The sequence below is a fragment of the Lysinibacillus sp. SGAir0095 genome (genome assembly GCF_005491425.1).
Taxonomy (GTDB): Bacteria; Bacillota; Bacilli; order Bacillales_A; family Planococcaceae; genus Ureibacillus.
Genome location: NZ_CP028083.1, coordinates 1,519,676 through 1,545,466, shown reverse-complemented (window position 1 = coordinate 1,545,466; position 25,791 = coordinate 1,519,676). Strand labels below are relative to the sequence as shown.

General features: G+C 36.7%; 26 protein-coding genes. 9 read left to right on the top strand and 17 right to left on the bottom strand.

Annotated features, from left to right (window positions below):
• Window positions 1–62: 62 nt before the first annotated feature.
• The gene (locus C1N55_RS07615; RefSeq protein ID WP_137728259.1) at window positions 63–1,103 is read right to left on the bottom strand and encodes an NAD(P)-dependent alcohol dehydrogenase; all 1,041 of its coding nucleotides are present in this window, start codon (window positions 1,101–1,103) and stop codon (window positions 63–65) included.
• A gap of 336 nt (window positions 1,104–1,439) precedes the next feature.
• Between C1N55_RS07615 and C1N55_RS07610 the strand changes: the two genes are divergently transcribed.
• Complete coding sequence (locus tag C1N55_RS07610) at window positions 1,440–1,844, top strand: MerR family transcriptional regulator (protein ID WP_137730579.1); 405 nt, start codon at window positions 1,440–1,442, stop codon at window positions 1,842–1,844.
• 117 nt (window positions 1,845–1,961) lie between these two features.
• Here the strand turns inward: C1N55_RS07610 and C1N55_RS07605 are convergent, their stop codons facing one another.
• Both C1N55_RS07605 and C1N55_RS20760 read right to left on the bottom strand, forming a co-directional pair.
• Window positions 1,962–2,621 carry a YneB family resolvase-like protein gene (locus C1N55_RS07605; protein ID WP_137728258.1) on the bottom strand — a complete coding sequence of 220 codons (660 nt, stop codon included), beginning with the start codon at window positions 2,619–2,621 and terminating at the stop codon, window positions 1,962–1,964.
• The gene (locus tag C1N55_RS20760) at window positions 2,618–2,956 is read right to left on the bottom strand and encodes a cell division suppressor protein YneA (RefSeq protein WP_240758405.1); all 339 of its coding nucleotides are present in this window, start codon (window positions 2,954–2,956) and stop codon (window positions 2,618–2,620) included. Before C1N55_RS20760 ends, C1N55_RS07605 begins: the two co-directional genes overlap by 4 nt.
• A gap of 171 nt (window positions 2,957–3,127) precedes the next feature.
• Here C1N55_RS20760 and lexA point away from each other — a divergent pair, with 171 nt between their 5' ends.
• On the top strand, window positions 3,128–3,748 hold the full coding sequence (lexA, locus tag C1N55_RS07595) for a transcriptional repressor LexA (RefSeq protein ID WP_137728257.1): 621 nt from the start codon (window positions 3,128–3,130) through the stop codon (window positions 3,746–3,748).
• Between the two features lie 215 nt (window positions 3,749–3,963).
• Here lexA and C1N55_RS07590 read toward each other — a convergent pair whose 3' ends face one another.
• The 10 genes from C1N55_RS07590 to C1N55_RS07545 form a co-directional block, all read right to left on the bottom strand.
• On the bottom strand, window positions 3,964–4,683 hold the full coding sequence (locus C1N55_RS07590) for a gamma-glutamyl-gamma-aminobutyrate hydrolase family protein (RefSeq protein WP_137728256.1): 720 nt from the start codon (window positions 4,681–4,683) through the stop codon (window positions 3,964–3,966).
• Between the two features lie 669 nt (window positions 4,684–5,352).
• Window positions 5,353–6,108, bottom strand: coding sequence for a prepilin peptidase (locus C1N55_RS07585; RefSeq protein WP_137728255.1), 756 nt, complete (start codon window positions 6,106–6,108; stop codon window positions 5,353–5,355).
• 116 nt (window positions 6,109–6,224) lie between these two features.
• Complete coding sequence (gene pilO / locus C1N55_RS07580) at window positions 6,225–6,956, bottom strand: type 4a pilus biogenesis protein PilO (RefSeq protein ID WP_240758404.1); 732 nt, start codon at window positions 6,954–6,956, stop codon at window positions 6,225–6,227.
• Window positions 6,956–7,543, bottom strand: coding sequence for a malate synthase (locus C1N55_RS07575; protein WP_137728253.1), 588 nt, complete (start codon window positions 7,541–7,543; stop codon window positions 6,956–6,958). The genes pilO and C1N55_RS07575 overlap by 1 nt, the downstream gene beginning before the upstream one ends.
• A complete protein-coding gene (gene pilM, locus C1N55_RS07570; protein WP_137728252.1) occupies window positions 7,540–8,520 on the bottom strand; it encodes a type IV pilus biogenesis protein PilM in 981 nt (326 codons plus the stop codon). The genes C1N55_RS07575 and pilM overlap by 4 nt, the downstream gene beginning before the upstream one ends.
• Window positions 8,521–8,621: 101 nt before the next feature.
• The gene (locus C1N55_RS07565) at window positions 8,622–9,080 is read right to left on the bottom strand and encodes a prepilin-type N-terminal cleavage/methylation domain-containing protein (protein ID WP_205758523.1); all 459 of its coding nucleotides are present in this window, start codon (window positions 9,078–9,080) and stop codon (window positions 8,622–8,624) included.
• Window positions 9,081–9,193: 113 nt separating this feature from the next.
• Window positions 9,194–10,402, bottom strand: coding sequence for a type II secretion system F family protein (locus tag C1N55_RS07560; RefSeq protein WP_137728251.1), 1,209 nt, complete (start codon window positions 10,400–10,402; stop codon window positions 9,194–9,196).
• A gap of 18 nt (window positions 10,403–10,420) precedes the next feature.
• Window positions 10,421–11,461 carry a type IV pilus twitching motility protein PilT gene (locus C1N55_RS07555; protein ID WP_137728250.1) on the bottom strand — a complete coding sequence of 347 codons (1,041 nt, stop codon included), beginning with the start codon at window positions 11,459–11,461 and terminating at the stop codon, window positions 10,421–10,423.
• Window positions 11,462–11,472: 11 nt separating this feature from the next.
• On the bottom strand, window positions 11,473–13,131 hold the full coding sequence (locus C1N55_RS07550; RefSeq protein WP_370452614.1) for a GspE/PulE family protein: 1,659 nt from the start codon (window positions 13,129–13,131) through the stop codon (window positions 11,473–11,475).
• Between the two features lie 23 nt (window positions 13,132–13,154).
• Window positions 13,155–14,534, bottom strand: a complete 1,380-nt coding sequence (locus C1N55_RS07545) for a VanW family protein (RefSeq protein ID WP_137728248.1) — start codon at window positions 14,532–14,534, stop codon at window positions 13,155–13,157.
• A gap of 481 nt (window positions 14,535–15,015) precedes the next feature.
• Between C1N55_RS07545 and C1N55_RS07540 the strand changes: the two genes are divergently transcribed.
• From C1N55_RS07540 to C1N55_RS07510, 7 genes are all read left to right on the top strand, one after another.
• Window positions 15,016–15,516: a hypothetical protein gene (locus tag C1N55_RS07540; protein ID WP_137728247.1), complete on the top strand. Its 501-nt coding sequence runs from the start codon at window positions 15,016–15,018 to the stop codon at window positions 15,514–15,516.
• The gene (locus C1N55_RS07535; RefSeq protein ID WP_137728246.1) at window positions 15,503–15,928 is read left to right on the top strand and encodes a type II secretion system protein; all 426 of its coding nucleotides are present in this window, start codon (window positions 15,503–15,505) and stop codon (window positions 15,926–15,928) included. The genes C1N55_RS07540 and C1N55_RS07535 overlap by 14 nt, the downstream gene beginning before the upstream one ends.
• Before the next feature lie 13 nt (window positions 15,929–15,941).
• Complete coding sequence (locus tag C1N55_RS07530; protein WP_137728245.1) at window positions 15,942–17,735, top strand: polymer-forming cytoskeletal protein; 1,794 nt, start codon at window positions 15,942–15,944, stop codon at window positions 17,733–17,735.
• A 211-nt stretch (window positions 17,736–17,946) separates the two neighbouring features.
• Complete coding sequence (locus C1N55_RS07525) at window positions 17,947–18,399, top strand: prepilin-type N-terminal cleavage/methylation domain-containing protein (protein ID WP_137728244.1); 453 nt, start codon at window positions 17,947–17,949, stop codon at window positions 18,397–18,399.
• Window positions 18,392–18,946: a prepilin-type N-terminal cleavage/methylation domain-containing protein gene (locus tag C1N55_RS07520; protein ID WP_137728243.1), complete on the top strand. Its 555-nt coding sequence runs from the start codon at window positions 18,392–18,394 to the stop codon at window positions 18,944–18,946. The genes C1N55_RS07525 and C1N55_RS07520 overlap by 8 nt, the downstream gene beginning before the upstream one ends.
• Window positions 18,947–18,971: 25 nt before the next feature.
• Complete coding sequence (locus C1N55_RS07515) at window positions 18,972–20,660, top strand: hypothetical protein (protein WP_137728242.1); 1,689 nt, start codon at window positions 18,972–18,974, stop codon at window positions 20,658–20,660.
• Between the two features lie 151 nt (window positions 20,661–20,811).
• The gene (locus C1N55_RS07510; RefSeq protein WP_137728241.1) at window positions 20,812–21,246 is read left to right on the top strand and encodes a hypothetical protein; all 435 of its coding nucleotides are present in this window, start codon (window positions 20,812–20,814) and stop codon (window positions 21,244–21,246) included.
• 156 nt (window positions 21,247–21,402) lie between these two features.
• On the opposite strand, the gene glnA is transcribed toward C1N55_RS07510, so the two are convergent.
• The 4 genes from glnA to C1N55_RS07490 form a co-directional block, all read right to left on the bottom strand.
• Entirely contained in the window at window positions 21,403–22,737 is a 1,335-nt protein-coding gene (glnA, locus tag C1N55_RS07505) for a type I glutamate--ammonia ligase (RefSeq protein ID WP_137730577.1), read from the bottom strand.
• A gap of 82 nt (window positions 22,738–22,819) precedes the next feature.
• Window positions 22,820–23,221: a MerR family transcriptional regulator gene (locus C1N55_RS07500; RefSeq protein ID WP_168193820.1), complete on the bottom strand. Its 402-nt coding sequence runs from the start codon at window positions 23,219–23,221 to the stop codon at window positions 22,820–22,822.
• Window positions 23,222–23,568: 347 nt separating this feature from the next.
• A complete protein-coding gene (locus C1N55_RS07495; protein ID WP_137728240.1) occupies window positions 23,569–24,189 on the bottom strand; it encodes a Bax inhibitor-1 family protein in 621 nt (206 codons plus the stop codon).
• A 219-nt stretch (window positions 24,190–24,408) separates the two neighbouring features.
• On the bottom strand, window positions 24,409–25,656 hold the full coding sequence (locus tag C1N55_RS07490) for a methionine gamma-lyase family protein (protein WP_137728239.1): 1,248 nt from the start codon (window positions 25,654–25,656) through the stop codon (window positions 24,409–24,411).
• Window positions 25,657–25,791: the final 135 nt, after the last annotated feature.

The window sequence follows — 25,791 nt, the reverse complement described above, 5'->3', positions numbered from 1 at the left end:
GAGGTAAAAGGACATTCAAAAAGTAATACTGATTGAATGTCCGCTCTAAAATTTATTTTTGACTACATGGTACTGATATCAATGACAAATCGATATTTCACATCTGAAGCTAAGACACGTTCATAGGCTTCGTCAATTTGGTCGGCTGAGATTACTTCAATTTTAGAAGCAATATTGTGTTGTGCACAGAAATCTAACATTTCCTGTGTTTCACGGATTCCCCCGATTAACGAACCTGCAAAGGAACGACGCCCGCCAATCAAAGAAAATACATTGACTGATAACGGCTCAGCTGGAGCACCAACGTTTACAAGTGTGCCGTCTACTGTGAGTAATCCAAAATAGGCATTGATGTCAATTTTCGCACTAACTGTGTTAATGATTAAATCAAAATGACCAGCAAGTTTTTTAAACGTTCCGGAATCACTTGTCGCATAGTAATGATCTGCTCCTAATTCCAAGCCGTCTTCTTTTTTATTCAATGTTTGGGATAAGACTGTTACTTCAGCACCCATCGCATGAGCAATCTGTACGGCCATATGGCCAAGACCGCCCAAACCAATAACAGCTACTTTCCTACCTGGTCCAGCTCCCCATCGGTTTAATGGTGAGAATGTTGTAATACCTGCACATAGTAACGGTGCTGCTTTATCTAGCTCAATATTATCTGGAATTCTAACTACAAAGTTTTCAGTCACCACAATGTGAGAAGAATAGCCACCTTGAGTTGGCTCACCGTATTTGTCAACTCCAGCATAAGTAGGAACATGTCCATTTAGACAGAATTGTTCTTCCCCCTTATGGCAATTTTCACAATCTCCGCAAGAATCAACCATGCAGCCTACCCCAACACGGTCACCCACTTTATACTTAGTAACTTCTGCACCTACATCTGTTACAATCCCTGCAATCTCATGTCCAGGAACAAGAGGATAATTGACTGCCCCCCACTCACCATGAGCAGTATGAATATCGGAATGACAAATACCCGCATATTTAATTTCAATTAACACATCATGCAAATCTAAATCACGTCGTGTAATTTCGGCAGCTCGAAAAGTGTTATTTGGACCATCGATAGCACGTGCTTTAGCAGTTATCATTAAAAATCCCTCCAAAAATTTGATTTATTAAGAGAATAGATTTACTCGAGTCTGATGAAATGTAAAATTGAAATACCATTTACGTAAATTTCACTCCAGCTATCCTCTTGTAAAACTATGGTATTCCTTATAGTTAACTCTAGGTCAAGTGTTAGATTTATTTTAGGATTAATTGTTATATGAACGATACAAACCAACAGCTAAAATTTATATCATAATTAAATCGTACTATTTCCTACTTAACTATTAAGCGAACTTTGAATTTCAGTATATTAAGTGATAAACTTTCCCTAATCATAAAGAAAAAAATATAAGTATAAGAAAAGGTGATAAATGATGACTACATATTCTATTAGTGAAGTTGCAAAAGAATTAAATCTCACAGTATACACCTTGCGATACTACGACAAAGAAGGACTCATGCCGTTTGTAGAACGGACACCTAACGGAACAAGATTGTTCAAAGATTCTGATATTACATTTCTTAAAGTAATTCAATGCTTAAAATCAACTGGAATGCCTATTAAGGATATTCGAAATTTTATAGCATGGTGCTCTGCTGGAGACTCTACCCTACAGCAAAGATACGAAATGTTCATCGATCGAAAAGCGACTGTAGAAGCACAAATGGAGGAACTGAAAAGAACACTTGAGGTAATTGAACATAAAACGCTATATTACAAAACTGCATTGGAAGCAGGTACGGAAGACGTACTTATAGATAACAAAGTAGGAATTTAATATGACTTTCTGTTGTAAGTTTGCTGAGTTGTCGGGGTTCGGAAATATTGAATAAGTGGTGGGGCTAGTTACTAGTAAGCTAGCCCCAAAATTAGCAAAGACCGATTAGACAAGAGTTTAAACTTCAAGTTCTTCAATATATTCTATGTATCTTCGATGTACAGTTGCTTTGCTAACTTGAAAGCCTACCCCTCGTAAAGTTGAGGCGATTTCTTGGAACGTCAGTCCTTTTTCTCGAAGATTAACAATCTCCTCGATTGGAACTTCTATTCTCTCTCTTCCTTCATGATTATGCCGATTTTTAATATTTAACTCGGGACGATAGCCATTATCAACAGCACGTCTCATTCCCCTTTTTATTTTGGCATTGTGAATTTTTCGTTGATACTCTTCCACAATTGCTAAAATCTCTAGCAGCATCGTATCCATCTCATTTAGGCTTAACTGTCCTGCGTTATTTAAGGAATAAACTATTGTGCCATTTTTTTGTAGTAAATGCAGGACAGCCATTCGTGCATTACCACGTCCTAAACGCGTTTCGTCTTGCACAAATAATACTGGTACATTTTTCTCTTTTATAAAGTCTAGCATTTCCAGGAGGCCATCCCTTTCAACTTCATAGCCACTATGTTGATCCTGAAATATTTCTAATACTTGAAAATTCATTTCACTGGCATAGCGTCGCAGTTCTTCTTCTTGTCGAACAAGCGAAGTCTCTTGCGTATTTTTTTCTGTACTTACCCGTGTATAAATGACTGCAGTGTTCTGTTTACTCATGGATTTTTAATCGCTACCTCTACTGAATGAAGCTCTTCTTCACTCTTTAAATTTGCAATATAGATACTTTTTTCATTAATTGGAACCGTAATAGCATGTCCTGCAACAATATGTTCCCCAGTAAGTCCATTTTCAGTTTTTACTTGCTTGATCCACTCTTGTTTTGTCATTTTACCACGATATTGTTCTGCTAGCGTCCATAAAGTATCACCATGCTGAATTTCAATTTGTTCATATGTTGTATTGCCCTTATCAGTAATTAATAGAAATGCTCCCATCACAAAGAAAGCAACGAATAACACCACAATATAAGTATTTTTTTGTAACCAGTTCATAATTTAACCCTCTTTTCGAATATTTGTTCTCACGAATGTATGTTCTTACTTTAATACGAACGTTTGTTTTTGTCAACAACGTTTTCGAACCTATGTTTGCATTTTTGTTCTTTCACTGATATACTATATGTAACTAATAGAGATACATATTCACAAAAAGAGGTGATAGAGTTGAAAAAAATATCAAAAAGACAAGAAGATATTTTAACATTCATAAAAGAAGAGGTTCGCACAAAAGGTTATCCGCCTTCTGTTCGTGAAATCGGGGAAGCAGTAGGTCTTGCCTCAAGTTCAACTGTACATGGACATTTAGCTCGTTTAGAAAGCAAAGGCTTAATACGTCGAGATCCAACTAAACCACGTGCAATTGAAATTCTAGACCAAGAAGAAGTAACAGTTCAAAAGCAATCCGTTGTTCATGTTCCCTTAGTAGGGAAAGTTACAGCTGGTCTTCCAATCACTGCAATCGAAAATATAGAAGAATACTTCCCTCTTCCAGATGCTTACGGTACTAGTGAAGAAAACCTATTCATGCTAGAAGTAATGGGAGAATCAATGATTGAGGCCGGTATTTTGGATGGAGATTATGTCGTTGTTAAACAAACGAACACTGCAAATAACGGAGAAATTGTTGTAGCAATGACAGAAGATGATGAAGCAACAGTAAAACGTTTCTTCAAGGAAAAAACTCATTTCCGTCTACAACCTGAAAATTCAAGTATGGACCCAATCCTAGTAAATAAAGTATCAATTTTAGGTAAAGTAGTAGGCTTATATCGTAATATCCATTAAAAAAGGTTGTCTCGTTAGTCTATAGACTGTGAGACAACCTTTTTTAGTTTATTAGTTTATTAGTTGGAATTTATGTTCTCGCTTAGGATGGATGTGATTATTTAGTAATTGGTTTTGATTACTTGACTGGCTATATGGTCGCTTGATTTTTAATGTGATCACATAAATGCGATTATGGTCACTTAGTTAATTTAGGATTCCGGGCCCTATCCTCATTAACTACCATTCTTTACTTTACTTTTACATGCATCGATAAACGATTTGAATAGATTTTTTGCGGTCTCATCATCTGCTATGGCCATTTCTTCAGGATGCCATTGTACTCCTACACAGTAAGGGTAATCCTTCATTTCAATGGCTTCTATGATGCCGTCACTTGCTTTGGCTGTAATTTGGAAGATGTCTGGCACCTTTTTTAAGGCTTGGTGGTGGAATGAATTCACTGCAACTTTTTCTTTACCGATAATTTCATACAGCATACTGCCTTTCGTAATCTCGATATAATGTGAAGCTTCTCTTCTTAAAGCATTTTGTTGATGCAGGATTGGCGTTTCCTCATATTGCGAATTGATATCTTGGTAGAGGGTCCCACCCAAAGCTACATTTAATAACTGAATCCCTCGACAAATTCCGAAGATTGGAATTGTCTTCTTCAGTGCTGCTTCTGTTAGCTCAAGTTCGACTTCATCACGTTGTAGCATGATCTGGCCGATTTTGATATGTGGTTCCTCGTCAAAAAAATGAGGATGAACGTCCACCCCACCTGTTAATAGTAATCCATCTATCCCATCAAGCAATTGATCTGCATCACTTTCAACCCCAAATGGAATATTCACCGGAATTCCACCAGCTTGAATGATGGATTTCACATATGCTTCATTGATACAATATTGCCCGTTGTTCGTTGTCATTGTGACACCTATTATGGGTTTCATTCAAACACCTCCAAAAGCTCTCTAAATTAATAACTTGCTTTAGAATATTCTATGTAAATTTGTTTTTTCCTCTAATCGAAAGTTGTTTACTACTTAACTTTCATCGGGTTCGCATTTCTTCCCATTTCCAATCATTGTATGTGTAATAATCTTTAATGGAAATAGGCTCGTAGTTTATGCAAAAATCAAGTAAGTGATGTCTTCTTTTTTCAAGCTCTATACTAGAAGAAAAAATTGAACAAAGCTCGTTTTTATTATTAAACTCGAATCTCTCATGCAGAACACTTCATTATCGTGATCACCATATGGGTTGAAGTTACCAAATCTACACGTTTGGCAGGAGGCGATTCTAATCTTGTTTGGAAGCTCTCTTTGAAGATTCTTTATACCTAGCTCTGTAACACTTGACGGCTTTGAGATTAGAAGTTGGTTACCAATATACACTTCATATTGGATAGTTTTTAATTCATCATCCACTGTTTGTTCGTACGTGGGGATTGTTGAAAGCGTATCATTAATCAGATAGTTAACTAATAGTGTTTGATTTTTTAACAAGATTCTTTCAACTCCTTTTAATCACTCATACTAGTTTCAATGGTTATAAGATTTATGGCTAATAGAAATGCCTCAACTGTATTTAAACAATTGAGGCAACTTTAAGGTTTTATTTTATGAAAATAGATTCGCATACCAGTCTAGTATGATGTCGCCATAGAAATAAACAATGATGGCAGCTAGAGCGATGGAGGGGCCGAATGGAACTGGGGTTTTCCTTCCTTGGTTGCGTACCTTAAGAACGATAATACCGACAATCATGCCAATGAAGGCAGCCAGAAATAGTGTTAATAATGTATTTAAAGTTCCTAAGACAAGGCCAATAAGGAAGAAGAGCTTGATGTCTCCCCCACCCATGCCACCTTTAGATAGTACGGCAATGAGATATAGGATACCAAAGCCTACAACTGCTCCTAAAAGGCTATCCCACAATGGGTCGATTGGTGAAAAAATGCGTCCTAATGCTAATATCGGTAAGAAAAACAATAACACTTTATCAGGAATAAGCATATAAGCGAAGTCAGATACTACGATAATCATTAATAAGGAAATGAACAGAAGTGCCACGGCTGTTTCCATCGTTATGCCTAATTTCCAGACAGCTAATGCAAATAATATCCCCGTAACAAGTTCTGTAAGGATATAGATTGGTGAAACCTTCGCCCCACAAGTACGGCATTTCCCTCGTAAAAATATGTATGACAATACAGGAATTAGATCTTGTAGGGTTAAACGACGATTACAATTTGTGCAATGCGATGGTGGTGTAGCGATGGACTCTTTTTTGGGCACTCTTAGGCCGACTACATTAAAAAATGAGCCAAAGACAAGACCAAAGATAAATGCAAACACGGTATAAACTAATTCCACAGTATGCACCTCCTATAAATAGAAATGATCGGGACCCGTCAATTTACGAATCCCGATAGTTTGAATGTTTTGCCTGACACTTGCCAGGAATTCTTAAATAGACGAAGTAAAACTTTTTAAGATTCACCCTCATAGTAGAAAGTCGTTACCTGAATGGATGCACTCAGCGTTTCTGCTTCCTCTTCCATGAATTCGCCTTCTTCACCTGGAAGTGTATAGCTTATTGAGTCAATATGCATGATACGCTTTAGGTTTTCAATTTCCTCTATGAATTGCTGGATATTTTCATAAACGGAAGCCTCGATTGCCAGGTTGAATGTAATTAGTTTTAGTTCAGGCGGGATAGACTCGGCAGCAATTTCTGATACTGGAGTTTCAACCGTTTCGCCTGTTTCTTCTCCTTGAACTGCTTCTTCAGCTTCTTCAACTTCACCAGTTTCTTGTGTTTCGGTTCCATCTGTAGCTCCCTCTTCTTCTGGGACAGGCACAATGGCTGATTCTGATACGAGTGCATCGTAGCTATTAAAGCCAATGGAAGTAATACGAGTTTCGGTCACATACTCAATTTCTTCTAGATTTAATAAGAGCTGATCAATTTCACGAGATTTCGGTAGTTTTTGACGAATTTCAAAAACATTCGAAACCTCTGTAGCCGATTCTTCCTCAATTGAAGTGATTTGGCCTTGAAGTGCCGTGATTTCTGATTGCAATGAACTTATGGAGCCTTCAAGTGCCTCAACATTATCCTTTTTCGGCAACACGATATAATAATATATGGCAAATAATAATGCAGCTATTAATGCAACAAGTAATAGTAAAGAAGAATTTTTATTACCAGAGAGCTTCATTATTGAACACCTCCAGTAGCTAGATAGGTCTCATTGATTAAGAGCGTAATTTCCACCGATTGACGAGGTATCACGTCAAAATTTGTCTCATTCTCTGTTCCAAGCTCCTCACCTAGTCCAGAGTTTGTAATCGAAAGGACTTGTCCATCTGTAAAGTATGCGCTGTTAGATAACCTCGAAATATAAGTCGAAACATCACTTAAAGTTTCAAAATCAATTGAAATCGAAACACTATCAGGGTTAAAATTATAGTTTCGTAAATAGGAATTACTCGGTTGCAATCCCTGTATTTCGTTGATTAAAAGTGAAACCGGGTATGACACTGTCTCGATAAACTGTAAGGATTGTTCAAGAGAACCTTGATTATTAGGTTGCAAATTAGCTGTGTCCCCTAGTAATTGATCACGCTGTGCAATTAAGTTCGTTTCTTCTTTTTGTAGTTCAGCTATTTCGGCCCGTGCACTAAAATATTGCCAGACTAAAAGTGACAATAATAATAAAGTGATAATGCCCAACAAGATATAAAGCAATCTTGATCCTTGCTGTTTTCTTTCATGATTGGGTATGAGGTTAATATCTGGTATCATGACTGAATCTCCTTTAACGCCAACCCAAGCAGTGATGCGTGCTTTGCTTTAAATCCTGGGTAGTTCTTATCTATTAGTGAATCATCAACCATCTTTACCGTAACAGGTAAAGTATCCTGTATATAGTTGTAGACATTCTCGATAAGTGGATTATCTCCCATGACAATAATTTCATCAACGGATTTTTCTCCCTTATGCAGAGAGAAACGGAAGAAATTCATAATACGATCAAGCTCAAGCACTTGGTCCATAATTGTCATTCGATAGTCTTCTAAGTCCCCATCATATGTAAATTCAAGCTCGTTTTCATTAAGAGGCTTCGCATGCCACTGCGAAATCGTCGTTGGAATTTGCTGAAAACGCAAGAAATCAACATGGCCATTCGAATAAATACAAATCGATAACTCATTCACAAGCCAATTGGCAATCAAATACGTTTTTTCATTATCAATTATTTGCAGCTTCTCAAGTAAGCGTAAATTACATAACGCACGGATGTCAGCAGCTTGTGGGTCCATATTAATGTCTAAGAACAGGTTAATATATTTATTTACTTCCTCAGAGGCAGCCGCAAACATCATAGCATGTCCATCCCCTTCTGTTGGATCATAGACATCAATCAGGGGATCTTGGAAGGGTAAATGAATACTGTGGCCAAGCTCCATTTGAACATATTCTTTTAGTTTATTTACTTCAACATCACGTGGATGCTCAAAGGATTTTAATAAAACAGTTGGATCGGGAACGAAAAATCGAACGTGCTGATTTTTTCCACCCCATCTAGTTGCATTCTCTTTAAAAATCTCAAATAAAGCCATCTCATCTTTTAAAGTGGCTTCATCAATCACATCATGAGGCAATGCAGCTTCAAACACCTCTGCCTGGGACAAATCGGGGCCCTTGGAAACAAGTGCGCGAAGGACATAATCATTAATTTCGATGGAAACATGGGAATTCTTATTCTTTCTATTGAACATGCGCAGGGCTCCTTTAATACATATTTTGAAGAATATTTCGGTGAAGTTAATTGCCTAATGAGACAACTAACATAGGAGTTAGTTGTCTTTTAGAGAATTAATTAACCACCTGCAGGAGCTGTTTGTGCTCCATTGATAGTAATAACTCCTTTTGATACAGTTGCACCAGATAATTGAGTGAGAGTTGCATCAGTAAAGGTATTACCTAAAGCTCCAGTAACAGGACTAGAAACAGTAAATGTAATTGTATTTGGAGTCCCTTTTTTGACGGAAACGTTAGTAATTTTCCCTGTATTTTCAAGGTATCCTCCATTAGTTAATTCAGCTTGTGTAGCAGTGTTATCTGCATCTGTTGGGTTATCAGTAAAATATAAGTTTGCAGCATCTAATACACTTATTGCATCTGCAACTTGGGCTTTAGCACGACTATTACTAATAATATTACCAATTGCAGGAATAGCAATTGCGGCAATTATTGCTAAGATTACTACTACAGCTAATAATTCGATTAATGTTAAACCTTTTTCGTTTTTAATACGTTTTTTCATTGTTTTAAACATATTAAAACCTCCTTTTAGTTTTTTGTTTTGATTAGTTTTTAGTATTTGCGTGGACGTAGTTTGCATACTATTTTCACCTCCCTGCAAAACGTCAATATCCCTATAAATTTTTATTACATTTGCTCGTATAGACTAAACATCGGTAAGAAGATGGCAGCTACGATGACCCCTACAATAGCGGCTAAGAACAAAATCATTAATGGCTCGATTAATGATTTTAATGTATCAACAGATCTTTCCACTTCTGCATCATAGAACTCTGCAACTTTTTGTAGCATATAATCAAGTGATCCTGTTGACTCACCAATCCTTGTCATCGAGGTTACAAGTGGTGGGAAGAGCCAGCTTTTTTCTAATGGTTCAGAAAGTGAATTCCCTCTTTCCAAATTATCTCGGGCTTCTAAAACTACTTTACTCATCACTGGATTTCCAACAACACGCTCAACAATTGTGAGTGATTGTAAAATAGGAACAGCGCTACTGAATAAAGAAGATAATGTGCCCATCATTCGAGATATAGCAGACTTTTGGAGTAATGGTCCGAAAATTGGCATTCTGAGTAATGCGTAATGAACAGCATAGTTAAATTGTTCATTTCCTTTATAAAACATCCTGAAAAGAATAACCCCAGCAATAACCAATAAAATGACTAGCCACCAAAACCTTTGAAGCCATTCACTTACTGCAATTGTCACGATTGTCATCCACGGCAGCTCTGCACCCATACTTTCAAATGACTCCACAAACGAAGGAACTATAAAAACCATCATAAAAATAGCCACAACAATCGTTAATACAAAGAGAACAGCTGGGTAAGTCATTGTAGACTGTACTTTTTTCTTCAGGTTATATTGCTTTTCAAAGTTATTCGCCAAACGTTCTAACGTATCATCAATATTCCCTGTTGCTTCACCTGAACGCATCATATTAGAAAATAGTAAAGGGAATACTTTCGGATGCTTTAAAGTTGCTTCCGAAAATGCAAACCCTGTCCGAATATCTTCTTCAACAGTTTGCAAGGCTTTTTTCAATGGCTTGCTTTTAGTTTGATCCGCTAAAATTCGAGTAGATTCAACGATTGAAACCCCTGCCCTTATCAATGTAGCAAATTGTCTTAGATAAATAACAAAGTCTTGGTTTTTAACCTTAGCCGTTCCAATTTTTAATTCCTTATGCAAAATACTGTTTGATTCGTTCACTTCTCGGGGATTAATCCCCTGGGACCTTAACTTTGCAATAGCTGCTTGTTTGTTTGCAGCATCAACAATACCTTTAGTTTGTGCACCCTGTTGTGTACGCCCTATATATTTGTAAACAGTCATTTACTCACCAACGTTCATTTACTTATAGTCGTCAAAATTCAGATAAGGGCGTGCTTCTTCCATCGATACCTTACCCGAAGAAACAAGTGATTGAATTGAAGTTTCTAAAGTATGCATTCCCATTGCTCTGCTTGTTTGCATGACACTTGGAATTTGATGTACTTTTTCGTTTCGAATCAAATTTGTTACAGAAGGTAATGCAGTTAAGATTTCTGTAGCAGCAATACGGCCATTCATATCTTTGCGGGGAAACAATCTTTGCGAAATGATGCCTTGCAACACGTTTGCAAGCTGTATTCGAATTTGCCCTTGCTGATGCGGTGGAAACACATCAATGATACGGTCGATTGTAGTTGGAGCACTAGATGTGTGAAGTGTTGCAAACACTAAATGCCCTGTTTCAGCTGCAGTAATTGCCGTAGATATTGTTTCTAAGTCTCGCATCTCCCCAACTAAAATTACGTCCGGATCCTGACGAAGAGATGCACGCAATCCACTCGCAAAGTCTTGAGTATCAATGCCGATTTCACGTTGATTCACAACAGATTGTTTATGATGATGTAAATACTCAATTGGATCCTCAAGGGTTATAATATGCTTTGATTTTGTTTCATTTATATAATCCAGCATTGCAGCGAGTGTCGTCGATTTACCAGAACCAGTTGGACCGGTTACTAAAATCAGTCCTTGTGGCTTATCCGCTAAATCATAAAGGACTTTAGGCATCCCAAGAGATTCAATCGTCGGGATTTTCGATGGAATTAAACGAAAGGCAACCGCACTCACATTCCGCTGATGATAGGCGTTTACACGGAAACGACATAAATCACCTAGGGAGAAATTAAAATCTGATTCCCCCTTTTTCACATACTCCTCCACCTTATATTCCGGCAGCACCTCTCTTACAAGTGCGTCAGCTTCCTCTGGAATAACAGCATAGTCTCCAAATTGCTTAAGCTTTCCATTTATACGATAAACGGGTGGAATTCCAACCGTAATGTGCAAGTCCGATGCTTTTTCTTCATAAGCTCTTTCTAATAACGAACGTATACTAAACATCTCTTCACTTCCTATTCAACTGTTGCTACATGCAATACTTCTTCAGTTGTGGTTAATCCATCTAGTACTTTTTGTAATCCGTCTTCTACAAGGGTTTGATACCCGGCTTCTTTCATGTAGTTTCTTATTAAACTTACACTTGTTCTTTGTAAAATGAAATCCTTGATCGTTCGGTCAATTGGCAATATCTCATGGATGGCAATACGTCCCCGGTAGCCTGTATGATTACATGCTGGGCATCCGCGTCCACGGTTGACTGTTTTCACTGTCATGCCAACTTCAGCAAAAATTTCTTTTTCACGTTCATTTGCAGGTACTGTTTTTCCACAATCACGACAAACCCGGCGTACAAGACGCTGTGCTACTACACCAACTAGTGAAGAGGAAACCAGGAATGGTTCAATCCCCATATCATGTAGCCTTGAAATTGATTCAACCGCGCTGTTCGTATGAAGCGTACTTAATACTAAATGTCCTGTTAAGGAAGCTCGTGTTGCAATTTCAGCCGTTTCTAAATCTCGTATTTCCCCGATCATCACAATGTCAGGGTCTTGACGGAGAATCGAACGTAAACCAGCCGCGAAGGTTAAGCCAACTTCTTCCTTCACTTGAATTTGGTTGACTCCTTCTAATTGATACTCCACAGGGTCCTCAACAGTTATGATGTTGACCCCTTCCTTATTTAGATGAGAAAGAGCAGCATATAAGGTTGTCGATTTTCCTGACCCTGTTGGACCTGTGATTAACACAATTCCATTCGGACGAGCAATCATTTTTCGGAAAAGCTGCTCGTTTTTAGAGTTTAAACCGAGCTTGTCTACATCGGTTGCGGCATTACTTAAGTCAAGAATACGCATAACGATTTTCTCACCAAAAATTGTTGGTAAAGTGGATAAACGAATATCAATGGGCTTAAAGTTAACCGTTGTTTTAATACGACCATCTTGCGGTATACGGTTTTCTGTAATATTTAAGCCACCCATAATTTTCACGCGGGCTGATAGCATGTTTTGCATATGCTTTGGCAATGAGCGCTCAGTACGCAATTGACCATCAACACGATACCGAACACGGAAATCCGTTTCCTGTGGGTCAAAGTGAATATCGCTTGCTCGTTGTGCTACACCATTGGCGATGATTTGATTTACTAAACGTACAATCGGTGATTCCTCATCCATGATTTCTGGCTGTGCTTCAGGTGCAGTAACTCCAAGATCAGAAAGGGCAGCTTCCATTGACTCCTGTAAGTCATAGTATTTGGTAATGGTACGGTATAAATCGTCTTTCGCTGCTATACTTGTCTCAATTTGGCAACCAGTTGCCATTCGCACTTCTTCAATAGCGAAATAATCCATCGGGTCAGCCATTGCGATAAACAATCTATTTTTGTCCCGTCGAATCGGCATAATATTCGCACGCTTTGCAAGTTCAGCGGGAACTAATTGCAATAACTCAGGATCAATTGAATATTGGTTTAAGTTGATGTGTGGGACACCTAATTGAAATTCGAGTACCTCAATTAACTGCTGCTCTGTCAGGTAATTTTCTCGAATTAGGAAGTCACCTAGCTTTTCGTCACGACTTTTATTCGATAAGGCGTAGTCAAGCTGTTCGTTTGTAATTACACCTGCTTCAACAAGCAAGTCACCTAGTCGTTTTCTAGTTTGCATTCGCAATTTCCACACTCCCCTTCCTACGGAGTTATTAAGTTTCCACCTTTGTCATAATAACTGCCTTCAGGTAACTCTTCTTCCCCTTCACTAGCGGGCATATCTGGTAAACCATTATTATCTAGATCGATTTGTGTATCTGGGTCTAGGTTTTGGGTACCATCAGGAACTGTATCTGTAGCCGGATTAGTTATACCCGGTGTTTCTGTATTTTCAATTGGATTACCATTTTCGTCTGTAGTTCCAGTTGTATCTGGTGTAGTCGTCTGTTCTGACTGTTGAGCGGATATTAACACAATTCGATTCGTCGGTGCGTAATAATCGCGACTTATTTGTTCTTCTATCGTACTTCCACTCTCGGAAATAATTCGAGTAACAACTACTCGCATACCATTTGAACCTTCTTGAACTAACTTTTGCTGTCCAACCGATAAATTTTCAGAGTATCTGTTGATGATACGAGGTGCAATCTCTTCATTACTTACTTGCACCAGTACTTCCTTATTTTTTTCATTTGCAAAGATCTCCATCTTCAAACTTGAACCTTCAACTGTCGCATTAATTTGTACTGGACTTGTCGAACTGTTTAAAAACTGTAAATCTTCATTATATTGAATATTAATAGCAGCATTGATACCCGGTTCTAGATATGTCGGTATTTTCTCTTGTGAGTGACGCTCAACTATTTGAAATTCTGTATTCAATACGACATTGTATAATAAAGAAGCAAAAAAATCTTTCGCTTCATTATTCGCAGTACTTTCCCCTACTTTAGAGATGAATGAGAACGTTTCACCAGGATATAGAATCGTTCCATTTAACAGATCAACTAAATTCGATACGCCCATTGCTTCTGTTGGGATTGCATCCATTGATAGTGCAATTCTTTCATTATCTATTGTAGTCAAGTCATTAAGTACCGCTGAAATTTCATGTTCTTTTAGAAAGGATACCTGTGTAGCAACTGAGTTAACAGTAGCTTCTGCATCCCAACTTTGGACTGTCTCTATATTGCTCATTAATCCTTCCGGCACGGTTAATACTAATGGCAAATGAACTACTCGATCTGATTCCCAAAATGCATACCAAGGCTTGTCCACTGTTGTTTCAAAACTCTGTAAGGTAGCATCTAAATCAAATACGAACTGTGCAGGATCTACTTGCACTTCATTCACACCATCGCTTACCGTAATCGGCTGTGCTATCCATGTGTGGATGGCTTGTTGCAATACTTCCTTCATTTCATCTTCGGATAACCCCGAAACTTTAACGCCAGCGATGGTTGAACCTGAGTCTGACTCGTCAGCAGAGGCCGTTTTAAAAATATTTCCTTGTACGAACAAAAACAAAATAAGCATCAAACTAAGTACAGCTAATATAATGGGTTTTATTTTCAATGGCATGCAACTCACCTCAAGTTTCTAATTAAAACTATTACTAGTAGGATGATTCAAAATTTGACTTTCTTCGCATGTAACTTCAACTAACTTAAGCAAAATTACCCAATAAAATAAATTAGTAAGAAAATAGAAGGAATTTATAGATATTCCTACGAAGTGTTCACTATCTCATTCTACTATATTAAACTATAAGTATCATATTTTCTGTCAAAATCGTTATAAATTCTTAAAAAGTAACAGTAGAAAACAATATTAGTTTATTTTCTATTAATAAGATACACAAAAATAATCCAATTGTATATATCTTTATTACTAAAAGAAGATATTTTTTATTTCACTTAACTATACCTCTATGACTTTTATATTATATAATATTAGTAGTTTTAACATTTTCACTAAAAAATCATAAGAACCTTAACATAAAAGTTTGCTTCACTTCTCAAATATTATTTTAATTTTATATCACAATAAGCAGGTGTTAAACTTGAAAAAATCATTAAGAACTGTACGATTAAATGAATATGGAATAAGCCTTGTAGAAGTAATTACCTCTATTGTTATCTTATTTATTATTTTAATAAGTATTTTTACATTGTTGACACAATCAGCAAAAACTACTAAAAACTCCGAGAACATTTTTAATGCAACTTATATAGCACAATCTGAGATTGAAAAAACTTATGAAGCAGTAAAATCTTATAACTTCACTGCACCTTATTGTAAAAATGCAATCTTAAATATTGATAAAAATGAACAGGCTAACTTTAAATACACTCTAATATCAGAAAACAATTGTTCACTTACTTTTGAAAAATATCATCAACAAACAAATAATTATATTATTTTAGAGATAGCACCAAAAACTTCTTACTCATATATTTCTTCCATTTTAATTAAAGTATACGAAAAAAAGGAGGATACTCGTCCTAAAGCTCAAATGCAGAGCACGCTAGAATGGATGGCTGAGCATAATGAAAATAAATAATTTAAAAGGAATAACTTTAGTAGAAATACTTGCTGCCATTGTCATTACAGCTTTCATAGCTGTTACTATTATTACGATAGTGTCAAATGGCCGGAATGCTTCAATGCATCAAACAGAAAAAAACTTCGAATTAATGGATACAGCATATGCCCTGAAAATTATTACGGAAGATATCCGTAAATACAAATTTAAAGTAGAATTAGCAGAAGATTTAGGGTACAAGTGTTCAAATACATTAAATATCGACGATGTATATTATTCATTAAGTACTACTGGAACCCTAAAGAAAGGTAATATAGTAATATCTGAAGAAATTGAGATTTTTGAAGTTTGTAAAGAGAATAACGTTCTAACTATAAATATAAAGACAGTTAACGGGGTAAAAGAAAAAACACAAATTGTTATTAGGTAGAGGAGGTAGTATTTTGAGAAACCCCTTTTTAAAATTGAATGAAAAAGGCTATACATTAATTATAACTTTGTTAGTATTAATAGTACTATCAATTTTAGGTATAAGTATGCTTGGTATATCAGCAAACACAATTAACAATATGACTAACGAACGTGACACCCAATCTGTTTATTATATTGCAGAAGCGGGACTAGTTGAAAAAAGAGCGGAATTATATTCTCAAATGATTAATGCGGTAAATTTGTTCCGGGAAAATTATGAGAAAGAAATTATTAAGTATAAAGATGGGATAATTGAATCATCTATAACCGAAGGAATTTATTACGATGCTGTAAAGTCCTCAATAAAAACAGGCCAATACTTGCCAATAAAAACTTTCGAAGAGCATTTTGATGAACCAAATCCAGAAGCTATTGTAACATTATCTTATAATGAAAATAAAAAGAGTTTTTTATTAAGTTCAACAGGTAGAATTGGTGAAAAAAAGAGAACTATCTCACAAGAAATCGAGGTCCTATTTGATCCTAAGGTTATTCCAATAATCAATACTGACAATAATAACAATAGACTCAATGCATGTTATGCACTTTATACAAGCGGAGCAATTACTACCGGTAGCGGTACAATAAATGGAGATATTTATTCAACTGAAAAATTGACAATTGGAAATAATGGTGCCTCACTTAATGGAAATCTTTTCTCATCTGAAGATATAGAGATTAATGGTTCATCTGGTATCAGAAATGTTTTTTCTAAGAAAAACATAACGATTTCAGGAGGAAATATTAATGGGAATCTTATTGCAGAAAACAACATAACTATCTCTGGATACCCTACACTCAATCAAAATTTAATTGCCAAAAATATATATATTAATAGTTGGTTTGATAGTTTAAAAGGTAAATATAAATATAATAGCTCCATTAATTTTAATCCAATTGGAAATTCGACTAACAACTCATCAAAAATCCAAAAGATAAGTAATGAAGAATTCAATACTATAATAAGCACATACGGATTTACTAATTCATGTATACAACAAGTACCAAAATTAGCAGCAACTTCTGAAGTTTTCAAATTACCAACTAATACTTCAAAACCAGAGAATAAAATTATTTCAGGTACCAAAGCATATTTAATAAAAGATGGTTCATTAAATTTCAATGATTCTATTCCAAATAATACAACACTAGAAGTCGTTTCTGATTTATATTTCACCAATTTTAATATTGCTAACGATCGTACTTTAAATATTGACCTAAAAGGTGGCAACCGTTCAATCTATATAGACTCATTAAATATTACTCAAGGACACATTAACATTGTAAATCCTGGTACATTAAAAATATATGTACTGAATAATATGTGGGTTGGAGGAGGCTCTACTATTAATAATAATGGGAAAATATCAACTTCAAATATCTATTACTCTGGAAAAAGTTCTTTAAGTATTGCCGGAGGAGTTACTCTTAATAACAGTTTACATGTGAAAGATGCAAATCTTACATTGAGTGGCGGTGGAAGAGTCAATGGAGATATTTATGGGTATGGGTATAATACCATTAAAGTAGATGGAGGAACTTCAGTTGTTGAACAACTATTTTTAGCGCCATATAGTAGTTTTATTCATTCTGGTGGCGGAACAATCAATGGGAATGTTGTAGCAAAGACATATAATTTATCAGGTGGAGCAACTATTAACCCTCCAACAGAAAGTAAACCAATAGAGCCTGAACCAACTAATCCCGATGAGCTACCTGATGACTCCTATAATTTATTAAATCCATTACCTCCAAAAGAGGAATAATACAATACTGAAATCAATTAAAAAATGATTATATTTAAGTGTAAGACTGAGTATATACAGCACTCTAGTTTTACACTTTTCTTCTATTTTAAAACAAAATTCACTTAAATCTTTGCTTAATTTAAATAATGTTAAAAAGTAAAACTCCATTTTATTGCTAATACTAAAGCCCATAATAATAAAAATTTATTTTCTAGTGGAGATGTAACATATGCAAAAACCCCTTCAAAACCCCAAAGGCTTCACCCTAATAGAAGTAGTCGCTTCCATCATTATCATCACAATAATTTTACTAAGCATATCCCAACTTTTTATTCAAACCAATAGAACGGCCGTTACAAATACCGAAAAGCTTGTGACGATCAACTTGGCTGATGCGATGTTGGAGAGGGTTCGGGCTAAAACCTATACAAAGGCTACGGATATTCAGCGTTATTTTGTTGATACTACGCAGACTAACAAAAAATTAAAGAATCCCCCACTTGAAATTGATTTGAATGGGAGAACTAATACCGTTTCGTACAAGTCATCACAAAGTACGACAAAATCTAAAAATGCCACTTACACAGAGAAGGATCTTAATCTCATTAAAGTGGTGGTTACGGTTACTTCACCAAACGGGACTACAAAAGGGTCTTCAGAAGGGTATGTTTCGATTGATTAATCAACGACTGGACGAACGTGGAATTACATTAGTTGAGTTATTGGCCGTCCTGGTCTTACTGTCGTTTGTTTCAATTTTCACGATTACGATCATTGTTCAAAGTACTAATACTACAAATGCTATTCGGGTTGAAAGCAGCCTTCGGGATGAAGCAGACATTATTGTAAGCAGCTTGATTAAAACGCTTTACCAAACAAAACAAGCACATATTATTCAAAATGTTACAGATAATGATAATAGTTATTTAAATGTGACGAGTTCCCCTACCCTTTGCAAGCGTGATACGTCCGGGAATCTGATTTTGGATACTGCTTGTAAAAATAGCTTGAAGCCGATTGGATTTGTCACAAGTAATGGAATAACAAGATTACGTTTAAGAAATGAGATCTATGAGATTTCCAACGATAATATATCGATTTTAAAGAGATCGAAAATCATCGGTAACCCAAGCGAAGCAACTTCTTACAAAATTATTTTGGTTCTTCAATATAAAAAACGTAATACATTGAAAGAAATTGAATTTACAAATGAAGTCCAACCCTTTTAACTGTTAGAACAGGGAGTCCACTATTATGAACATCACGAAATGTGAAAAAGGCTATGCCTTATTATTAGCTCTAACCGTTCTTATTATTTTATCTATCCTAGGATTAAGTCTCATTACCCTCACAACAAATAGCATTCTCAAGAATGATACTCGGGAAGATATCGTCCAAGCAAAGGATGTTTCTGATAAGGGCGTTGAGTTTTTAACTGCCTCTATTCAAAAAGAGCTGCAGACCTATATTAGTGCAGGCACTGTGGGAAAAGCTGATTTCCAATCTAAACTAACACAAATCATTCAAAATTCTAAGTATAGCTGTACGACTGGTGGCGTGGAAATCGCCAGTGAAACCGGACTAACCCACGTTTGTATTGATGGTCAAAACATTCAAAATGTGTACAATGAAAAAAACGAATTACAGGAATTGAAGAAAATCATCCCTATTAGAAGCACCGGGATTGTTGATGGGAAAAGAAATGTGACTACTGCTAAAGTGATAGTTGGAACAGATGCTGTCCCAGATCAGCTTAGGTATGCGGTTTCTACAAATAATGGCGGAAATCTCTATTTACACGGCGGTGTCGAGGTTCAAGGAGATATTAAATCTGACGGCAACATTGTCCTATCTAAACAAGCTTCATGGTTTTCGGGAACGACCGCTAAATGGGAAGACAGTGTTAGTACACGGGTTCGACAGGCTGCCAATAGCGTTACACCCAAATTAATATTGAACGATCAGAAAAATGTGTATGTCTTGAATACGAACAATAAACCTACTTATGATGATCATGTTGCTGGAAACAAGCTAACGAACACAAATAATTATACTCGCCTCAGCCCTACTGCTGCAAACGCATCTTCAACGATTTCAGCTCAATTTTTTAATAGTCCTCAACTAAATGTATTAACAAAAGAGTTATCGGACGATACCGTGGAAATAAGCGGGACAATACTAGATAAAGCAAACAAAGGGACAAATAAAAAATACACTTCGTTAAATATCACCACTACCAATCACGAAACGAGTCGGTTCAGCAAAAGCTATGAAACCCTTGTGGCTGGCGAGACAGAAAAATGTGTTGCATATTTTCTGGTTTGGTGTACGAAATACGAAAAGACCTTAAGCAAAAGCAGTCTGACCATCAATGGTGCTGCATCAAGTGGGAATCGAACAATCAATTTATCAGGGACCTATTATGTTTATGGCGATTTGTCTGTTACAAATACGAACCTTAAAACGGATGCATTAATCTATGTTGATGGGAATGTGACCATTCGTGAAAGTACGTTAAACGGGATAACTGAAAATAGTACGTTGATAATCTTTGCTACCGGTGAAATTAATATTTCGAATATCTCCGTCGATAGTGACACACCAAGCGTGATTAAAGGCTTTTTCTATACCAAATCCAACATGATTATGTATGGGGTTGGTTCCCATATTCAATTACAAGGTGGGATTTCAGCAAACCGATTAATTTTGACAGCGGTTCGGGGGAGCTCCAGGAACAATACTTTTGAATCTGGCGCAGCCCAATCACTGTTATACGACCACGATCGAAATTCAAGCACACCGAGTATTCCTCAAAAGAATTCAAGGTTATCGGTCATTTACGATCAAAACCTCATATCTGAGTACACCGACTTTATGCGGGATAAAGAAGAAGAATTCATTACAGAAATCAACGAACCCGAAACAATTGAACAATCCAATTAACGCCGTTTTGCAAGTTTTTAGTGAACAACAAATTGTAACAAATCTTTCTCAGAAAAATTGTCAATCCATGTAACTCTATAGTCTTTTTATCTTAATTCAGCTACATTAAACTTGAGCAAGTGATTTACATTCGAATTAAGAAGGTGTAAAGATGAAAACACTCAAGCAGCCTGGCGCTTCGACAACCAAGATGATTGCCATTACTATTATCGTTTTGATTCTTATAGGTGGCGCTTTGACTATTTTCTATGATGTAGCCGATCAGAACGTGACTTTTTCTGAGGAAGAAATTAGCGCAGCAACAGAAATTGCCCAAGAAGAATTAAACCTTGCGTCTTCGGCAGCTGGCAGCTACACATTTGAAGAACGTTCAGAAGCTATTCAATCCATCGGTTATGGCGAACCTGAAATCGAGAAATCAACCATGACATTTGAAAAGCATACCGATTCGGACGTCTATGTTTTATTGAAGTTACAGCCGCACGAAAGCTACGAGGAATTATCTCGCATATTAATCCAGCTATTCGATAAAGAAAGCGGTGCAATGATAACGGAGCTTGATAATGTTTTGACTTGGAAGAAATAAACACACCCACCTCCCTACTTGAATTAAGGAAGGTGGGTTTTTAAATTTAGGTATTCCGAAATAGAGCAGCAACATAATAATTTCATGCGAATTTCTCCCAGAACTCTAATTCATTCACAAAAAACCTGACACACAAGGTGCCAGGCTCCATTACTATTAATACATTTTCAAATATTGTTCGCGTTCCCATGGATGGACTGTTGTACGGAACATATCGAATTCGATTTCTTTCGCTTCTTTGAAGTTTGCATAGATATGGCTACCTAATGCATTTTTAATAACCTCATCCTGAGAAAGAGCAATAAGCGCATCGTCAAGAGAAGCCGGTAAGTTATCAATACCGTTTGCTTTGCGTTCTTCTTCACTCATTACGTAGATATTACGGTTAATTGCTGGTGGAGGTGTCATCTTGTTACGGATTCCTTCTAAACCAGATTCCAGAATCGCTGCTAATGCTAAATAAGGATTAGCAGATGGGTCTACTGAACGTACTTCAATACGAGTAGATAGACCACGTGAAGCTGGTACACGAATTAGTGGCGAACGGTTTTGTGCAGACCAAGCTACGTAACATGGCGCTTCATAACCAGGCACTAAACGTTTGTATGAGTTAACTGTTGGGTTTGTAATCGCTGTAAATCCTTGAACATGCGCTAATACACCCGCCATAAATTGCATTGCTGTTTGAGATAAGCCGATTTCTGTGCTTGGATCATAGAATGCATTTTCTTTACCTTTGAATAATGAAACGTTACAGTGCATTCCAGAACCTGCTTCACCAAATAATGGTTTTGGCATGAATGTTGCATGTAAACCATGTTTACGAGCAATTGTTTTAACAACTAATTTAAACGTTTGGATGTTATCACATGCTTCAATCGCATTTGCATATTTGAAGTCGATTTCATGCTGACCTGGAGCAACCTCATGGTGAGAAGCTTCGATTTCAAAGCCCATTTCTTCAAGTTCCAGCACGATATCGCGACGGCAGTTTTCACCTAAGTCTGTTGGTGCTAAGTCAAAATAACCGCCATGGTCATTTACTTCAAGAGTTGGCTCTCCTTTTGCATCTAACTTGAATAAGAAGAACTCCGGCTCTGGACCAAGGTTGAAATGAGTGAAACCTAATTCTTCCATTCCTTTTAATACACGCTTTAAGTTATTACGTGGATCACCTGAGAATGGTTCACCTTCAGCTGTGTAAATATCGCAAATGAAACGTGCCACTTTACCATTATCAGTAGTCCATGGGAACACCATGAATGTGTCAAGATCAGGATATAAGTACATATCAGATTCTTCGATACGAACAAAGCCTTCAATAGAAGAACCATCAAACATCATTTTGTTGTCTAATGCTTTGTCAAGTTGACTTACTGGAATTTCTACGTTTTTGATTGTTCCTAAAATGTCTGTAAATTGTAGTCGAATATATTTTACTTCTTTTTCTTGAACTAGACGTTTAATATCGTCTTTTGTGTATTTACCCACAGCATTCCACACTCCTACTTTTACCTTATTCGCAAATGACAGCTTTATCATTCACAATTTTTCTATTTATAATTCACGCGCATTATTGATAAAAACGCGATAAATCCCCTTGGCGTAATGACGTTTTTTGATGACGTCCACTATTGATCATCTCTTCACGTAAAATGCGACGCAAATCAGCATCAGAGATTTCTTCTTTTTCTTTAACAGCTTGTACTGCAGGATTATTTCTCATATCAAATACTTTTTTAATCCCTGCCATATTGACACCTTGCTCTAACATGTCCTTAACATCTAGTAGCGTATCCACATCATTTAAGGAAAACATTCTTCTATTACCTTCCGTACGGTGTGGCTGAATTAAATCATGTTCTTCATAATAGCGAATTTGTCGCGCCGATAGTTCAGTTAATTGCATAACGGTACTGATTGGTAAAAGCGGCATGGATCTTCTTAATTCACTTGATCTTCTTTCACTACTCATTTAATCCACCTCCCTTACGACTATCTTAACCTTAGTAAGATAGAATGTCAATGTTACGTTAGAAAAACTGACATTAAAGGGGATGTACACATTCAAGTATTTATTAGAATATATCCCTAAATATGAACTTTGACAATAGTTTCGCAATTCTTTTTATTATGACATCATTTGTCTGAAACTTGCTTTTTTCTTACTTTTCTTGTGATATATAGAAGATTTAATGTTATATCAAGTAGAATGAATCTTAATACATCAATTTCCAGACAATTAAAAGGCTGCAGTGTAAATTGGTTGGTGCACCAATCCACTCTGCAGCATAGATTTAGGTTTATTTTATATTATTGTACCTACTTCTTCCTTTTACGAGATGAAACAATCAGATTAATAACGATATAAGCCAGATTTAAATACAATCTAAGGGCAAAAAACAGTACTTCATTTTCTCGAATAAAGTTATTCCGTATACTATCTAATTCATAGACCGTATAAAGTGCAAACGCCAGTACAAAAATTCCCGCTACCACAAGGAAGAACGGACTGCTTACCGGTATAAAAATATAAATAAATGCAAACACAACGAAAACGATTAATATCGTAAATGCGTACATCAAGGCCTCTGAAATGCTATATTCAATAAGCTTGATGCCCAGAATGGCAATTCCTATGAAAATGATAATTGTTGCAATAAATACTGAAATGATAAGAGCAGCCCCAAGCCAATCAATTAAAATGATAATCAATAAAAAATGCAGCACGCCAAACAATATCGGAATCAAGAAAATAACAAAACTACTAATACGCAGCACAAATGTAAGCACAACCAAAGCAATCCCCAAGAGCGAAAGAATAACCACTACCGAGATCGGCAATAACAAAGCAACTAATAGACCAATTACGCTCAAAATCCACATACCTACAAAATAAACTATTATGAGGTCGTAATTCCTATTCCTTCGATAATGCCCCATACACAACCCCAATCTTTGATGATTTACTTACACTATATTTTTAAACAGTATATGTTATTAATAAATATTTGCTTGGGGTGATAAGTTTTTAGGTTTTTGTATGGATTTTATTAGCTTTTTTTAATTGGCGGATAAGCTGACATTACCCCACTTTCATAAATTAAAAAAACGGCTCAGATCTGCCTATCTGAGCCGCCGCAACTACTACCTATTTCACTACTATCTCAATTTCTGTACAGCACTACAAATGGCATATTTCACGTGTTCGTATGTTAAACCACCTTGGATAAATGCTGTGTATGGCGGACGAATCGGGCCATCCGCCGTTAGCTCGATGCTTGACCCTTGAACGAAGGTACCAGCTGCCATTATTACGTCATCTTCATAACCCGGCATATAGGCAGGTTCAGGGGCAAAATGGGCATTTACTGGCGAAGCTTTTTGGATCTCTTGACAGAAAGCAACCATTTGCTCAGCTGTCTGGAAAGAAACGGACTGAATCAAATCCGTACGCTGAGCAGTATAATGCGGATACGTCGTCATGCCAACTTCCTCTAACATAGCTGAAGTGAAGATTGCCCCTTTCAAGCTTTGCGCCACTACGTGAGGTGCAAGGAAGAAGCCTTGGTAAAAGTCAGCTAGTGTGTTCAAGGATGCACCTGCTTCTGCCCCAATCCCTGGTGATGTCATGCGGTAGGCACACTTTTCTACTAACTCTGCTCGCCCGGCGATGTATCCCCCGATTTTCGCTAGGCCCCCGCCTGGATTTTTAATTAATGAACCTGCCATTAAATCTGCCCCTACCTCTGTTGGTTCCATTGCTTCCACAAATTCCCCGTAGCAGTTGTCAACGAAGATCATGACGTCGGCTTTGATTTCCCGAATTTTAGCACACATTTCTTGAATCGCTTCTATTGAATAGGAAGGACGAGTTGCATAGCCTTTCGAGCGTTGGATTGCTACCATTTTCGTGCGTTCGTTGATGGAAGCACGCACCCCGTCCCAGTCAATTTCACGATTCTCAATTAAGTCGACATGGGAATAGCCAATACCGAAATCCTTTAATGACCCAGTATCCTTCTTTCCGCCATCAACTATGGATTGAAGTGTATCGTAAGGTTTTCCTGTAATGTATACAAGTTCGTCACCAGGTCGTAATACGCCGAATAAACTTAGCGTAATAGCGTGAGTTCCTGAAATAATCTGTGCACGAACAATGGCTGCTTCCGCACCGAATACTTCAGCATAAACACGCTCTAAGTTATCTCGTCCCTCATCGTCGTAGCCATAGCCGCTTGATGGATGTAAGTGAAAGTCACTCACCTGATGCTTACGGAATGCGGATAGCACTTTTTGTTGATTGTAAAAAGCCATTTCGTCCACTTTTGCGTGGATCGGTTTAATTTTCTCTTCGACTTCACTTGCTAGCAGAAGTGTTTCTGGCTTTAATGTTGAAATAAATGTCATGAATTATTGCTCCGTTCTATAAAAATCGCCTGTGCGAATCTAATGGTATTGCTTATTTAATGTCCTATATTATCTTAACAATTCCTGTTATCTTTTCAACTATTTTAGAATTTTGGCGATTTTGTTTACGCAAAT

Bases quoted from the DNA above. Each gene is read 5' to 3' on its own strand.
- C1N55_RS07605 (WP_137728258.1), bottom strand. From the start codon at position 2,621: ATGAGTAAACAGAACACTGCAGTCATTTATACACGGGTAAGTACAGAA.
- C1N55_RS07575 (WP_137728253.1), bottom strand. From the start codon at position 7,543: ATGATACCAGATATTAACCTCATACCCAATCATGAAAGAAAACAGCAA.
- C1N55_RS07545 (WP_137728248.1), bottom strand. From the start codon at position 14,534: ATGCCATTGAAAATAAAACCCATTATATTAGCTGTACTTAGTTTGATG.
- C1N55_RS07510 (WP_137728241.1), top strand. From the start codon at position 20,812: ATGAAAACACTCAAGCAGCCTGGCGCTTCGACAACCAAGATGATTGCC.
- C1N55_RS20760 (WP_240758405.1), bottom strand. From the start codon at position 2,956: ATGAACTGGTTACAAAAAAATACTTATATTGTGGTGTTATTCGTTGCT.
- C1N55_RS07560 (WP_137728251.1), bottom strand. From the start codon at position 10,402: ATGACTGTTTACAAATATATAGGGCGTACACAACAGGGTGCACAAACT.
- C1N55_RS07500 (WP_168193820.1), bottom strand. From the start codon at position 23,221: ATGAGTAGTGAAAGAAGATCAAGTGAATTAAGAAGATCCATGCCGCTT.
- C1N55_RS07490 (WP_137728239.1), bottom strand. From the start codon at position 25,656: ATGACATTTATTTCAACATTAAAGCCAGAAACACTTCTGCTAGCAAGT.
- C1N55_RS07615 (WP_137728259.1), bottom strand. From the start codon at position 1,103: ATGATAACTGCTAAAGCACGTGCTATCGATGGTCCAAATAACACTTTT.
- C1N55_RS07555 (WP_137728250.1), bottom strand. From the start codon at position 11,461: ATGTTTAGTATACGTTCGTTATTAGAAAGAGCTTATGAAGAAAAAGCA.
- pilO (WP_240758404.1), bottom strand. From the start codon at position 6,956: ATGAAGCTCTCTGGTAATAAAAATTCTTCTTTACTATTACTTGTTGCA.
- C1N55_RS07525 (WP_137728244.1), top strand. From the start codon at position 17,947: ATGCAAAAACCCCTTCAAAACCCCAAAGGCTTCACCCTAATAGAAGTA.
- pilM (WP_137728252.1), bottom strand. From the start codon at position 8,520: ATGTTCAATAGAAAGAATAAGAATTCCCATGTTTCCATCGAAATTAAT.
- C1N55_RS07515 (WP_137728242.1), top strand. From the start codon at position 18,972: ATGAACATCACGAAATGTGAAAAAGGCTATGCCTTATTATTAGCTCTA.
- C1N55_RS07495 (WP_137728240.1), bottom strand. From the start codon at position 24,189: ATGGGGCATTATCGAAGGAATAGGAATTACGACCTCATAATAGTTTAT.
- C1N55_RS07565 (WP_205758523.1), bottom strand. From the start codon at position 9,080: ATGTTTAAAACAATGAAAAAACGTATTAAAAACGAAAAAGGTTTAACA.
- C1N55_RS07550 (WP_370452614.1), bottom strand. From the start codon at position 13,131: ATGCAAACTAGAAAACGACTAGGTGACTTGCTTGTTGAAGCAGGTGTA.
- C1N55_RS07590 (WP_137728256.1), bottom strand. From the start codon at position 4,683: ATGAAACCCATAATAGGTGTCACAATGACAACGAACAACGGGCAATAT.
- C1N55_RS07610 (WP_137730579.1), top strand. From the start codon at position 1,440: ATGACTACATATTCTATTAGTGAAGTTGCAAAAGAATTAAATCTCACA.
- C1N55_RS07535 (WP_137728246.1), top strand. From the start codon at position 15,503: ATGAAAATAAATAATTTAAAAGGAATAACTTTAGTAGAAATACTTGCT.